Source organism: Natranaeroarchaeum aerophilus, assembly GCF_023638055.1.
GTDB classification, from domain to species: Archaea; Halobacteriota; Halobacteria; order Halobacteriales; family Natronoarchaeaceae; genus Natranaeroarchaeum; species Natranaeroarchaeum aerophilum.
In genome coordinates, this window is record NZ_JAKRVY010000006.1 from 36,157 (window position 1) to 49,417 (window position 13,261).

The window sequence follows — 13,261 nt, forward strand, 5'->3', positions numbered from 1 at the left end:
ATGGACCAACGCATGGTGCTTATGCACGCGCAGGCGATACGTCTCCCTATGGTACAGAACGTCGCCGGGATCCTCCCGGAGCTCGACCCCGAGGACTTCTATCTCCTGTCGGGAGTCGAACAGGGAATGCGGTTTTCCGAGTGGGTATCGCGCGAGAAGCTCCCGGACTTTGCGGATCTCACTCCCGAGGAGGTCGAGTACCGACTTGATCGCTGTCTCGACCGGGGATTGATCGAACGGAAGACGATCCAGTACGAGGGGTACACGCTCACGTTCGAGGGCTACGATGCGCTGGCGTTGCGGACGTTCGCCGAGCGAGAGACGATCACCGGATTCGGGGCGTCGCTCGGCGTCGGAAAGGAAAGCGACGTGTTCGAGGTTCAGTCCTACGAGCCAATGGCACTGAAGTTCCACCGTGAGGGGTATACAAACTTCCGTGAGGTGATGAAAGAACGTGACTACACCTCGGATCGTCAGCACGTCTCCTGGCTCTACACCGCACGGAAGGCAGCGGAACGCGAGTACGAGGCGCTCGAAACCCTGTATCCGGATGTCTCCGTGCCTCGCCCAATCGATCACAACCGCCACGCAATCGTGATGGAGAAGATCGACGGTGTCGAGCTCTCGCGCACAGGGCTGGAAGACAAACAGGTACTCCCAGTTCTGGATCTCGTCCTCCGCGAGATGCAGACGGCCTACCGCGAGGGGTGGGTTCATGCGGACATGAGCGAGTACAACGTCTTCGTCGGCACTGACGGAATCACAATCTTCGACTGGCCTCAGGCGATCCCGGCCGACCACGAGAACGCCGAGGAGTTCCTCGAACGGGATGTCGACAACATCGTGAATTACTTCCGCCGCAAGTATCCCCAGCACGTCGAGGAGTACGACGTGCCGGCGTTGGCCGATTCAATCGAGAATAACGAGTTCGACCGGGTCGAAACTCACACGTTCTGACGTCGTTCGCCGCACTACGGGCAGGAATCGACGCCCCTCCTGGAGTTTGACCGTCCATCGTAAGGGTGGCAACTATCCACCAGTAAACTATATGGAGCTATATCAAAACTATCTGGCTGGTGCGATAGTTTGAAAGACAGCCCGTCGCGATTGCTCTGTTGGCACTAGTTGGGAACAACCTCAAGAGACGCAGTAAGGTCTCCTCCGTCAGGAGATACAGCTATGCTTCGAAGACAGCCAGGGGACCACGTTGCTATACGGAACGTGGTCGAGCGCTACCCCCGCTCTGGCATTCAGTTACCTGCGTCTCGACGAAATTCTTCCCCCTGTACAGGTCGACTTGCTCGGACATCCACGGAAACGAATTGTCAGTGCCGTACTGTTCAAATAAGTCGAGTTGTTCAGGGTGCCAGTCGGTGATGTGTTCGACGTACTCGGCGAACTGCCTGGCACTCGTGCCAAGAATGTAGACGGACTATTCTATCATACCGGCCGATGGGTGATCAACTCTCACAGGCCTTGCATTCGAGAATATTTCGGCTGAATTTCTGTGCAGCATTCACGCTGTTCTGATAGTAGAGACTTTTCACTCCTTTCTTCCAGGCCTCTATGTAGAGTTGATTGATCTCTTTGACGCTCACTTCACTTGGATCAATCGAGATGTTCAGGCTCTGTGCCTGATCTATGTGTTTCTGTCTCTGCGCTGCCTGGTTAATGATTGCCATCTGTGGTATCTCAGCGAATGTCTTGAAGACTTCTTTTTGTTCGTCCGTCAGACAATCGAGATGCTGCACGCTACCATCTTTATTCGCGATACTGTCCCAGACTTCTCTCTTGTCTTTACCTTGCCTTTTCAGTATTGCTTGAAGGAATCTGTTCTTTTGAGTCGATTTGAGTTTTGCTCCATCTCTCACGAAGTAGTTCGACTTTAGCGGTTCAATACTCGGACTGACCTGGCCCAGAATGACACTGCTCGATTTCGTCGGAGCCACACTCATCGTCGTCGTGTTGCGCCTGCCATATCCCTCAAGTACCTCTGGTTCACCGAACTGATCGGCAAGCTCTTTGCTCGCCTCGTAACTTTTCTCTCTGATCGTCCGGAATATCTCTTCGTTTTTCTGCATTGCCTCCATGCTGTCGAAAGGGATCATGTTGCTCTGGAGGTAACTGTGCCAACCGAGGACGCCGATTCCTATTGCTCTGTGTCTTTTTGCAAACCGCACAGCCCGTTCCATGAACTGTGTCCCTTCTGCTTTCTGGATGAATTCCTCCATCACGGCATCAAGGAAGCGCGTCAGAGTTTCAACTGCATCCGTGTCCTTCCACTCGTCGTAGTGGAGAGCATTCATACTTGAGAGACAGCAGACGAAGCTCTCATCCGGTGTGGCAGGTAGTGCTATCTCGGTACACAGGTTGGATGCGTTTATCTCGTAGTTCTTGTCTTTGTAGACCTGTGGCTTCCCCTCATTCATGTTGCCTCTAAAAATAATATAGGGGACGCCGATATTGATTCGTGTCTCGATGATCTTTGCCCACGTCTCTCTCTTTTCTTCATCACCATCGATCATCTCCTGGAACCATTCATCACCGATGATGACACCGTAGAAAATATCCTGTATCGGGTCACCCTCGGTCTTGATGTTGAGCCATTCTTCGAGATCATCATGTTCAACATCGATATACCCTGCAAACTGACCTCTTCGAGTTTCACCCTGACTCACCACATTGATAGCAGTATCGAACAGTTCTGTGAAACTATAACTCCCATTGCTCTTTCCGTTGTTCGTTATTGGGCTGCCTCTTGGCCGTATTTCACCGAAGTATCCGCTTGTGCCTCCGCCCAACTTGGTCATTTCACCGACTTCGGCATGCGTGTAGAGAATACTCTCCATATCGTCTTCCATGTAGCTGCCGAAGCAGCTGATAGGGAGACCTCTGTCCAGTCCAAAGTTCGCCCAGATCGGGCTTGCGAGACTGTAGAACCCTCTACTCATGTAGTCGTAGAACCTGTCTGCGAAGCCCTCTTCATCCAAGATCTCTTCAGCGTTTTCTGCTATCTGTCTGACTCTTTCCTTCGGTTCAACACCTTCAACCAGGTATCCTTCTCTGAGGAACTCTTTGCTGTCCTCATTCAACCAGTAGAACGGTTCTTTGTGCTGTTCTCTGACCTGTGTGAGCTCTGTTTGCGCCATTGTCAGAACATCTCCTCGGCTGTAACGCTCTGCGTGTGTTTGTTGTAGGTGGTCGATCGCTTGCTGAAGAAGTCGTTGTCCTTCGTCATCATAATATCCTCATCGAACCAGCGAGTTTCGTCAAGTAGGTCATCATTTGTCTCGAACATTGGATCTACTCCGACATTCTCCAGACTCTGGTTGAATCGGTCTTTCAAAAACTCGTCTATCCACTCTCTGGGAAGGAATTCCAGTTCTCCCTCACTGAATATCCAATCCAGTATATCCATCTCCGCCTCGTAGGCCTGCTTACAGGCCTCTTGGATATCCGCCTCGAATTCATCATCGAACAGCTCTGGGTTCTCTTCTCTGATCGTATCTACCAGCTCCACTCCGAACAGCCCGTGGATCTGTTCTTCTTTACTGGTTGCTTCGACAGCGTTGGATATTCCCTTGAATTTCTTCTCGTACTTGTCGAAGCTTGTCATTATCAGGAACTGACTGAACAGTGAGACATGCTCGACGAACGTACTGAACAGAAGGATGCTCATCACATATTCTTCTTTGTCGTCACTGTGAGTACTTCCCAGACATTCATCGAGATACTCTATTCTGTTTTTTACAGCCGGCACTGCAGTCACCTGCTCGAAATCGTCTGTAATCCCTAACACATCGAGCAGGTGACTGTAAGCGTCCATGTGTCGCACTTCACTCTCTGCAAAGGTCATGCCGACACTGCCTATTTCTGCTTTGGGCATCTCTTCGTAGATATCTGACCAGAATGTCTTTACCTGCACCTCGATCTGTGCGATAGCCAACATCGTCCGTTTGATGACGGTCTTCTCGGCACGAGTTGTATTGACCTTGAAATCTTGAACGTCCCCTGAAAAGTTGAATTCCGTGTGAACCCAGTAGCTGTTCCGTATCGCATCCTTGTAGTCGAGGAAATCGGTGTACTCATACGGTTTTAGCTGTGTTCGTTCCGAGAAAATGTCGGTCTCCGTATCTCCGCCTGTGGTTTTGTTTTCAGTCATTGTCACGTACCCGGAGGAATCGTCCTCTGCAGGTTGGCTTCTGTCCCCGTCGTTGGTTGGTTCGGTGCGTTCGAATGCACCTGTGTCGCTTTCTGTACGTCTGTTTATGATCTATGCTCGTCCGGTCAAGGATTGACCGAACATCTGCTTGATCTACGTGTGTTTGTATCATTGTGGTTCGTCTGGGGCTTCGAAGTCGTCAAGTTCTGAATCCAGGACTGCATCAAGTTCTCTCAGGAATTCCTGCGGCTCGGAGAATGTTTTATAAACAGAGACAAATCGAATGTAAGCGACCTTATCGAGCGCACGGAGGTTCTCAGAGACGAGTTCGCCGATGAGACTCGAAGAGACGATACGTGCCTCTCGGTCTTGTAGTTCGCTCTCGATATCGTCGACGAGAGAAGTCACTGTTGTCTCGGTCACATCACGCTTCTCAACGGCTCGCTCAATCCCTGCGCGGAGTTTCTGCCGGTCGAACGATTCGATGGTTCCGCCGCGTTTTTTCACCTGGAGGGACTCCCACTCCGGACGTTCGTACGTCGTAAAGCGGAACGAACAGCGTTGACACTCGCGGCGCCGTCTGACGGAGGTTCTGTCGGCACTGGTCCCTGTATCGATGACGCGTGTTTGCTCGTTCCCGCAGTCCGGGCAGTCCATAGTTGTCACTAATTAATCCTCCAGGCTCTTAACCCCATATGTGGGGGCTCTCTATTTTAGCCGCAATATCTGGTGGTGGTGACTATCACATAAAACTTTCCTAATGAGATTGGTATAATACAACTAAACTTGTTTAGTGACGTGTGGGTAGTTGGGATCATATACATCGAGTAACCCAGTCACAACTACTGCATCTGAGCTAGCCACCAGACATGAGAACGGTTTCATTCTCCGTGACTATTACCGGCAGCCTGTACGCCCTCACACGTCGAGAAGTTGGCCGGACACACCGGTCAGTGAAGGATAAATGAGTGTGGGTTCCGTGCCGTCTCCACAAAAAAGAGCGGTTTCGAAACCGGATGACCGCTCAGGAGAAGATGCTCTTGAGCTTGCCGAGTAGCCCGCCGCTTTTCTCGCGGTCCGACGAGTCATCGACGGCTGTCTGGTCAGACTCCGACGTTTCCGGGGTTGGCTCCTCGTGGTCTTCGGTGTCCGGGTCCTCGGAGTCTTCGGCAGTCGACTCGTCGATCTGTTCCTCGGTCTCGCCGCCTATGTCCCCACCGGCTTTCTCGATTGCCTCGTCGATCAGGCCGTCGGCATCGTTTACCGCGCCTTTGATATTGGACTTGACGAGGGGTTTCCCCTCGAAGCGATCCTGGCTGACGGACGTGTCCGCTGCGATGATCACTGCGTCGGCTGCCTCGATGGCCTCTGCCGATAGCTCGTTTTCGGTCCCCATCGCACCCTGTACCTCGACGTCGATCTCGTGACCGCGCTTCGTTGCGGTGTTTTCCAGGTTCTCTGCACCCATCTGGCTGTGCGCGATACCGGTCGGACAGGCTGTGACTGCTACGAATTTCATGATGTATCAGTTAGTAGTTCACGTATTTCGGAGATAGTACTGGCGCTCACTGCCCGTTCTGCGAGCTCCCGAGCCGCTTGCGTATCAGTTTCCGCAACCTTCGCTTTGACCTCCGGGATCGTCACTGCACTCATGCTGAGCTCGTCGAGTCCCAGCCCGACGAGTAGTTCCGTTGCCGTGGGATCTCCCGCCATTTCGCCACACATCCCGATCCACGTATCGTTGTCGTGAGCGGCGTCGACGCTCCGGTCGATCGCTCGTAACACGGCGGGGTGTAGCGGATCGTGCAGATGGGCCACGGCGTCGTTCTCGCGCGAGGCGGCCATGACATACTGTGCGAGGTCGTTCGTCCCGATGCTGAAGAAGTCGACTCGTTCGGCGAGTTCATCCGCCATCAGTACCGCACCTGGAGTCTCGATCATCACCCCGAGCTCCGGTCGCTCGTACTCGATATCGTCGGCCGACAGTGACTCGGCAGCGGCATCGACGGCGTCAAGCGCACCATCGAGTTCGTCGACGGTCGAGACCAGGGGAAACATCACCGACAACCGGCCGTCTCCCTCTGCAGCCGCACGCAAGAGTGCACGAAGCTGGGTCTCGAACAGATTGCTGTCGTCCTCCAGCGAGCGTCGGATTCCACGATGGCCAAGGAACGGGTTCTCCTCGTCTTCGGCATCGAGATACGGGATCGGCTTGTCGCCGCCGACATCGAGGGTCCGAACCACGACGCGTCCTTCCGGGAAGGCTTCGAGCGCCTCCGCGTAGGATTCGAACTGCTCGTCTTCGTCTGGCGGCTGCTCCCGGTCGAGAAACAGGAACTCGGTTCGGTAGAGGCCGATCCCGTCCGCGCCCTGTTCGACGGCCCCGTCGAGTTCGGCGGTCGTCCCGAGGTTTGCAGCGACCTCGATTTCGACGCCATCTGCAGTCTCGACGGGCTCCGTGCGGATCTCGACGTCTCGTCCGGCAGTGACTCGCTTGCGAGTCTCCTCGTCCGGATCGACGATGACGTCATCGTTCGTGGCGTCTACTGCGACGTCTGCACCCTCATCGATCTCCAGCAGGTCCTCGCCGACGCCGACGACGGCCGGAATCCCGAGCGACCGCGCGAAGATTGCGGCGTGGGAGGTTCGTCCACCGGTTGCGGTTGCGAACCCTGCCACGCGGTCGGGATCGAGCTGTGCTGTATCGCTCGGCGTGAGCCGTTCTGCGAGCAGCACGGTCCCTTCGGGGAGTGTAGCCAGATCCATCCGCTCGCCGCCGGAGAGAATCCGGAGCAGACGGTCGCGGATATCTCGCATGTCGTCCGCTCGTTCTGCCATCATCCCCTCCATCCCCTCGAACTGCTCGATAGCACTACCGAATGCACGGGCGACACCCGCCTCTGCGGCCGCGCCGTCGTCGATCGCCGCTTCGACGCCGTCGGTGATCTGTGGATCGTCGAGGAACTGAAGGTGTGCGTCGAAGACTGCGGCTTCCTCCTCGCCGACGCGTTCTGCCGTCTGTTCGCGCTCGGTTTCGAGTTCCTCGCGTGCCTGCTCCTGTGCGTCCGCGAACCGTTTCAGTTCGGCGTCGGGCTCACCGGCCTCGATCGATTCCGGGTCCGGGCGCTCGTCGGGACGGTACCACCGCGCCTGGCCGAGCCCGGAGAGTGGCGTGACGCCGACGCCTGGAAGTGTTTTACTCATACTCGGATTCCGGTGTTGTGAGTACCTTCGCAACCGCCTCGATCGCGTCTTCTTCGTCCGGACCATCCGCCGTGAGGAGAACTTCGTCGCCGGACTTTGCACCCAGTCCGGTGACGGCGAGCATACTCGCCGCGTTGACGGCGTCGCCCCCCTCTGGCTTGACGGTGATTTCGCTGTCGTACTCGTTTGCCGTTTCGACGAACTTCGAGGCCGGGCGGGCGTGAAGGCCGTCCTCGGGAACGATTGTGACGGTGCGTTCGATCATTTGTTGATCGCCTCCAGAATGATCTCTTCGACACGCTCTGGGGATTCTGCCTCGTGGAGAGCGTCACGGTTCTCCTCATGCATCAGTGATCGGGAGAGCGAACTGAGCATCGAGAGGTGTTCTTCACCACCCTCCTCGGGCACGAGGAGCATGAAGATCAGCGTGGCGGGCTCGTCGTCCATCGCATCGAAGTCGATGCCGTCATCGACTCGAGTGAACGCGATCGTTGGAGACTCGACGCCTGCGCTTTTTGCATGGGGGATACCGATACCCATGCCGACACCGGTCGTTGCATCCTCCTCACGTGCCAGAAGATCCTCCAGTGCCTGTTCTCGATCCGTGACTCGCCCGGCATCAACGGCCAGATCGAGCAGGAATTCGATACACGGCTCTTTGATAGTCGGTGCACCGTCCAGGGCGATCAGATCAGTCGTCAACGGTTTGTGGCCACCTTCAGTTGTCATAGTTTGTCTTCGGGTTGGGTAATAAAAGACGTTAGCGTGATCAGTCTGCAGTTGCTTCGACGGAGTCGACAGCGGCCTGGTCTGGCTTGAGCAGCGTGACCATCGCAGCGGTCACAACAGTACCCAGCACGATCGCACCGAGGAAGCCAAGCACGTTCTCGGCCAGCACGACCACGAAGATGCCGCCGTGCGGTGCAGGCATACCGACGCCGAGGGTCAGCGCGGTCGCTGCTGCCGTGGCGCTACCGACCATGATGCTCGGGATCACGCGAAGCGGATCAGCAGCGGCGTAGGGAATCGCCCCTTCGGTGATGAACGAGAGGCCCATCGGGATCGCGGCGATAGCGTTCTCGCGCATCTCGTCGGGGTATTTGTGCGGGAACGCGAGGTTCGATACTGCCAGTCCGAGCGGCGGGGTCATCCCCGCGATCATCACTGCAGCCATCGGACCAGTAATACCGTCTGCGACCAGTGCGACGCCGAAGACGTAGGCAACCTTGTTGACCGGGCCACCCATGTCGAAGGCCATCATCGCCCCGAGGATGACGCCCAGCAATGCGGCGTTAGCACCCTGCATTCCATCGAGCGTCGACGTCAGCGCGTCGTCGACGATGGCAATCGGGACGCCGAGCCCGAAGACAACCAGCGGCGCAAGCAACGCCACTGTTAGCACGGGAATGACCAGAATCGGCATCATCGGCTTCAGCATCGACGGAACGGACCAACTTTTCATCCAGCGAGCAACGTATCCCGCTAGCAGACCGGCGGCGATCGCACCGAGGAAGCCCGCAGTTGCACCGTCGGCGGTAAAGCCAACAGTCTCACCGGCAGCCTCGACGATGTGTGGCTGCTGGATCGCGTAGGCAAGGATAAAACCGGGTGCCAGACCGGGTTTATCAGCGATCGCGTACGCAATGTACGCGCCCAGAATTGGGATCATGATCTCCAGACCGAGGACGCCGATTTCCCCGAGATACCAGCCCAGCGACCCCGTTTCCTCAAAAAGGGTCTCGGTATCGCCGGCGGTAAACGGCAGCTCGGCGACCATAAACCCGACTGCAAGGAAGATACCGCCGATAGTTACGAACGGTATCATAAAAGAGACCCCGGTCATGAGGTCTTCTTTTACTTTTGTTACGTGTGATCGAAGTGCGCTTTCTGCATCGTCTTTTGTGCTCATGGTTAATCACCCAGTGGTCTCCCCTACTGGTTCACAGCAACAGCGAGATAATCGCCAGAACGAGGAAGATCAGAATGAAGATCCGGGCAATCTCCATGGAGACGCCTGCAATGCCGCGTGCGCCAACGGCAGCGGCGATGATCGCGAGGACGAAAAACAGGATCGCCCACTGGAGGAAATCGCCGGTCAGCTGTACCGGCAGGAACTGAACACTCTCGATCATCGACTCCCAGCCGGTATAGCCGAACAGCTTGGCATATGCCATAGACTCTCGTAGGATGATTGGCCTCTTTGTAATGTTACTGCTATTAGCAGTACTGCGAGCTTTCAGTAGCACACGACGGTATTACCGGGCGAAACCCCGTCTTACTCGACGCTCGATGATGGATCGAAGCTGCTTTCGAAGGCCTTAAACTCCGAACAGCGGTATCCCCAAGTAACTCGCTGGACGACGGGCACCAGCGGGCACCTGTCATCGACAGGACGGAATGTGGCCGGACTCCCGGCTGAACCACCCAACGCCCGTGGTGAAACATATGGCACGAAGTTTCTACTCACACATCAAGGAAGCCTGGAAGAACCCGGGCGACGGCAAACTTGCCGAACTCCAGTGGCAGCGCAAACAGGACTGGCGGGATCAGGGAGCGATCGAGCGCGTCGATCGACCCACCCGTCTGGATAAAGCACGCGAACTCGGCTACAAGGCCAAGCAGGGCGTCGTCGTCGCCCGCGTGTCGGTCCGCAAAGGATCGGCCCGCAAGGTGCGACACAAGGCCGGTCGCCGAACCAAGCGACAGGGCGTCAACCGCGTCACCCGCCGGAAGAACCTCCAGCGGATCGCCGAGGAGCGCTCCGGCCGCAAGTTCCAGAACCTCCGCGTCCTCAACAGTTACTGGGTCGGGGAGGACGGCAGCCAGAAGTGGTTCGAGGTAATCCTCATCGACCCCAACCACCCCGCCATCCAGAACGACGACGATCTCAACTGGATCTGCGACGATACCCATCAGGGTCGGTCCTACCGTGGCAAGACCAGCGCCGGTCAGCGCGGTCGTGGCCAGCAGGGTCGTGGCAAGGGTACCGAGCACACGAAACCATCGATCAGCGGCGACCGCAACCGCGGCAAGTAGACGCGTTTCGACGCCGATTTTTCTGGTCTCCCGAGTACCCAGCAGACGGTTCTGCAGTCGACTTTTTGCTGATCCGGTCCCAACTGTATATCATGACCGGTACGCTCCCCGCCGACACGACAATCGGTCGAGTCCGGCTCCGTGTGAACGATCTGGAGCGCGTCGTCGAGTTCTACGAGACCGTAGTGGGACTGGAATCGCTGGATCGCTCCTCGGACTACGCCACGCTCGGCGCTGGCGGCGACGTACTCCTCGAACTCGACGGTGATCCGGATGCGGCCGAGCGCCCATCCGAAGCCGCAGGGCTGTTTCACATCGCCGTTCGCGTTCCGGACGAGGCTGCACTTGCGGACGCGCTCGTGCGGATCGAACGTGAATGGGTGCTCGATGGCGCGTCCGACCATCTGGTCAGTCAGGCACTCTATCTCTCCGACCCCGGGGGAAACGGCGTCGAGATCTACTGTGACCGGCCGAAATCGGAGTGGTCGCGCGATTCGGCGGGGCGTGTCGCGATGGACACGCTCCCGCTGGAACGCGGGGCGCTCCCCGACGGCGATCCCGACCGGTCGGTCCCCGAAGAGACCGACATCGGTCACGTCCATCTGGAGACGACCGATCTGGACCGTGCCCGATCGTTCTACGTCGACGATGTGGGGTTCGAGATATCGGCTGCCTTTCCGGGGAACGCCACCTTCCTTGCCGCCGGGGACTACCACCATCACGTCGGCATCAACGGCTGGAACGGTCGACAGGAGCCCGTGGGTGACCACTGCGGGCTGGAGTACTTCGAGGTGGTCGTCCCCGAGTCAGTCGTTGAGCGGCTCGCCGACGATCTGTCCGGAGCACGGTGGGTCGACGACGCGCTGGCGATCGAAGATCCCGATGGGATTGAGGTTCGATTCCGGGACGCGAAGTAGCTGCATCGAACTACCGGACCGGAGTAGCCGCGTCGAAAACCGGTAGTTCGCGCGGGTGGGGGTCACTCTCTTGTAGCACAGGCCACTAGCCCATCTATGACCGACGACCGACTCACGATCTATTCCGACTATGTCTGCCCGTTTTGCTATCTCGGACGCAAATCACTCGACAGCTATCAGGCGGGTCGGGAGGAGCCGATCGAGATCGACTGGCACCCGTTCGATCTCCGGGCACAGAAACGCGGCCCGGACGGTGAGATCGACGAGAGCGTGGACGACGGCAAGGACGAGGCGTACTTCGCGCAGGCAAAACAGAACGTACAGCGGCTCGCAGAGCGGTACGACGCCGACATGGCGCTTGATCTCTCGCGGGACGTCGACTCGCTGAATGCCCAGATCGCATCCTACCACGTGAAACAGGAGTACCCATACGAGCGATGGCTCGCGTTCGACATAGCGATTCTCGAAGCGCTCTGGGAGGATGGCCGTGACATCGGCGACCCGGACGTGCTCGCCGGGATCGCCGTGGACGCCGAACTCGACGGTGACGAGATCCGGGCGGCGATCGAGGACGAGGAGCTCGCTGGGACGGTCTCCGAGCAGTTCGAGGCTGCCTACCAGCGTGGCGTCACCGGCGTGCCGACCTTCGTGTACGACGACCACAGCGCCCGCGGTGCGGTCCCGCCCGAACAGCTAGAACGGCTGATCGAGGGCGTCTAGGCAGCTATTCGTCGTACAGGGACTGCCGATCAGGCGTAGCCGTCGGCGTCCAGATCGGCGGCAGAAACGGTGCCCAGTCCCTGAGTCGTCTCCAGTGCGGTCATCAGGTCGCGCTGGGAGATCGTTCCGTGCACCTGCCCGTTTTCGGCGACGACGATGCGATCCGTTCGCTCTTTGCTGATGAGCATGAGTGCCTCGAAGGCGTCCGCGTCTGGAGCGATCGTCGGTGGATCCGCACGCATCACGTCAGAAACGCGGCGACTGTCGCGCTCGCCCGGGTCGACGTCACGCAGCTCGGCCAGCGTGACGAGGCCGACCAGTTCGGATCCCTCGACGACGGGGTAGCCGTTCCGGCGCTCGGTGACGATCCGTTCGAGCAGCGACTGGACGGTGTCGTCCGCGTCCACGGCATCACCGCGGTCGGTCAGGAGGTCCCGAACCGTGATCCCGCGAAGCAGATCACGCACGACCGTTGTCCGCGACTCCGCGGAGGCCGCGACGTAGATGAACATGGCGATCAGGAGGAGCAAGAGTGCTCCGGAGAGGACGGCAAAGATCGCCATCATGACAGCAAAGCCCTGCCCGACTGCGGCCGCGGTCCTGGTTGCGGATGCGTAGGGGCGTCGTCTCGCGAGGAGCGCGCGCAGCACCCGCCCCCCGTCCATCGGGAACGCAGGAAGCATGTTGAACACTGCCAGTGAGACGTTCAGAACCGCAAGCAGGCCGACGACGTAGAGGACGAGCGGAGCCGACGCTGGGACGACCTGGAGTGCCGCAAAGAACCCCCCGGCAAGCACGAGGCTCGTGATCGGCCCGGCGATGGCGATCCAGAACTCGACGTTCCAGTCCTCCGGAAGCTCTTCCATGTGGGCCATCCCGCCGAAGATCCACAGCGTGATCGACGTGATCCCGACATCGAAGTAGCGTGCAGTCCATGAGTGACCGAGTTCGTGGACCAGCACGCTAGCGAACAGCCCGACTGCGGCCGTGGCCCCGAGTAAGAGCGGTGTCTGCCCGCTCGCGAGCGCGTCGGCATCGACGGCATGAGGCGAGACCAGCTCGACGGCAGTCGCGTACGCCGCCAGCTGTTCGGGTCGACTGATCAGATACGCAAGCAGCGGCAAGAAGACGACGAGCGTGATGTTCAGCCGGATCGGTATCTTCGTGATCGATCCGATCGTGAAGTTTCGCATATGCGATTGTACCCGCGAGAGATAATATG

At 57.9% G+C, this 13,261-nt stretch carries 14 protein-coding genes and 1 pseudogene; 4 read left to right on the forward strand and 11 right to left on the reverse strand.

Annotation, left to right across the window (positions count from 1 at the left end):
• Nucleotides 1–48: 48 nt before the first annotated feature.
• On the forward strand, nucleotides 49–957 hold the full coding sequence (locus AArcSt11_RS11125) for a serine/threonine-protein kinase RIO2 (RefSeq protein WP_250597095.1): 909 nt from the start codon (nucleotides 49–51) through the stop codon (nucleotides 955–957).
• A gap of 253 nt (nucleotides 958–1,210) precedes the next feature.
• Here the strand turns inward: AArcSt11_RS11125 and AArcSt11_RS17085 are convergent.
• The 10 genes and pseudogenes from AArcSt11_RS17085 to AArcSt11_RS11170 form a co-directional block, all read right to left on the reverse strand.
• A pseudogene (locus AArcSt11_RS17085) lies at nucleotides 1,211–1,423 on the reverse strand (ribonucleotide-diphosphate reductase subunit beta); the annotation flags it as partial.
• Between the two features lie 37 nt (nucleotides 1,424–1,460).
• On the reverse strand, nucleotides 1,461–3,149 hold the full coding sequence (locus AArcSt11_RS11130; RefSeq protein ID WP_250597097.1) for a ribonucleoside-diphosphate reductase subunit alpha: 1,689 nt from the start codon (nucleotides 3,147–3,149) through the stop codon (nucleotides 1,461–1,463).
• A gap of 2 nt (nucleotides 3,150–3,151) precedes the next feature.
• Nucleotides 3,152–4,162 (reverse strand): ribonucleotide-diphosphate reductase subunit beta, encoded by a 1,011-nt coding sequence (locus tag AArcSt11_RS11135; RefSeq protein WP_250597099.1) that lies wholly within the window; start codon nucleotides 4,160–4,162, stop codon nucleotides 3,152–3,154.
• A 168-nt stretch (nucleotides 4,163–4,330) separates the two neighbouring features.
• On the reverse strand, nucleotides 4,331–4,819 hold the full coding sequence (gene nrdR, locus AArcSt11_RS11140) for a transcriptional regulator NrdR (RefSeq protein WP_250597101.1): 489 nt from the start codon (nucleotides 4,817–4,819) through the stop codon (nucleotides 4,331–4,333).
• A gap of 367 nt (nucleotides 4,820–5,186) precedes the next feature.
• On the reverse strand, nucleotides 5,187–5,681 hold the full coding sequence (locus tag AArcSt11_RS11145) for a PTS fructose transporter subunit IIB (protein WP_250597102.1): 495 nt from the start codon (nucleotides 5,679–5,681) through the stop codon (nucleotides 5,187–5,189).
• Nucleotides 5,678–7,366 (reverse strand): phosphoenolpyruvate--protein phosphotransferase, encoded by a 1,689-nt coding sequence (ptsP, locus tag AArcSt11_RS11150; protein WP_250597103.1) that lies wholly within the window; start codon nucleotides 7,364–7,366, stop codon nucleotides 5,678–5,680. Before ptsP ends, AArcSt11_RS11145 begins: the two co-directional genes overlap by 4 nt.
• Complete coding sequence (locus AArcSt11_RS11155; protein WP_254714823.1) at nucleotides 7,359–7,631, reverse strand: HPr family phosphocarrier protein; 273 nt, start codon at nucleotides 7,629–7,631, stop codon at nucleotides 7,359–7,361. Before AArcSt11_RS11155 ends, ptsP begins: the two co-directional genes overlap by 8 nt.
• Nucleotides 7,628–8,095 (reverse strand): PTS sugar transporter subunit IIA, encoded by a 468-nt coding sequence (locus AArcSt11_RS11160; RefSeq protein ID WP_250597104.1) that lies wholly within the window; start codon nucleotides 8,093–8,095, stop codon nucleotides 7,628–7,630. The genes AArcSt11_RS11155 and AArcSt11_RS11160 overlap by 4 nt, the downstream gene beginning before the upstream one ends.
• Nucleotides 8,096–8,135: 40 nt before the next feature.
• Nucleotides 8,136–9,275, reverse strand: coding sequence for a PTS fructose transporter subunit IIC (locus AArcSt11_RS11165; RefSeq protein WP_250597105.1), 1,140 nt, complete (start codon nucleotides 9,273–9,275; stop codon nucleotides 8,136–8,138).
• A gap of 31 nt (nucleotides 9,276–9,306) precedes the next feature.
• The gene (locus tag AArcSt11_RS11170; protein WP_250597335.1) at nucleotides 9,307–9,498 is read right to left on the reverse strand and encodes a DUF1328 domain-containing protein; all 192 of its coding nucleotides are present in this window, start codon (nucleotides 9,496–9,498) and stop codon (nucleotides 9,307–9,309) included.
• Nucleotides 9,499–9,811: 313 nt separating this feature from the next.
• Here AArcSt11_RS11170 and AArcSt11_RS11175 point away from each other — a divergent pair, with 313 nt between their 5' ends.
• The 3 genes from AArcSt11_RS11175 to AArcSt11_RS11185 all read left to right on the forward strand — a co-directional run bounded on the left by AArcSt11_RS11175 (nucleotide 9,812) and on the right by AArcSt11_RS11185 (nucleotide 12,039).
• The gene (locus tag AArcSt11_RS11175) at nucleotides 9,812–10,402 is read left to right on the forward strand and encodes a 50S ribosomal protein L15e (RefSeq protein WP_238477414.1); all 591 of its coding nucleotides are present in this window, start codon (nucleotides 9,812–9,814) and stop codon (nucleotides 10,400–10,402) included.
• Between the two features lie 92 nt (nucleotides 10,403–10,494).
• Nucleotides 10,495–11,319, forward strand: a complete 825-nt coding sequence (locus AArcSt11_RS11180; RefSeq protein ID WP_250597106.1) for a VOC family protein — start codon at nucleotides 10,495–10,497, stop codon at nucleotides 11,317–11,319.
• A gap of 96 nt (nucleotides 11,320–11,415) precedes the next feature.
• Nucleotides 11,416–12,039 (forward strand): DsbA family oxidoreductase, encoded by a 624-nt coding sequence (locus tag AArcSt11_RS11185; protein ID WP_250597107.1) that lies wholly within the window; start codon nucleotides 11,416–11,418, stop codon nucleotides 12,037–12,039.
• A gap of 29 nt (nucleotides 12,040–12,068) precedes the next feature.
• On the opposite strand, the gene AArcSt11_RS11190 is transcribed toward AArcSt11_RS11185, so the two are convergent.
• A complete protein-coding gene (locus AArcSt11_RS11190) occupies nucleotides 12,069–13,232 on the reverse strand; it encodes a site-2 protease family protein (RefSeq protein WP_250597110.1) in 1,164 nt (387 codons plus the stop codon).
• Nucleotides 13,233–13,261: the final 29 nt, after the last annotated feature.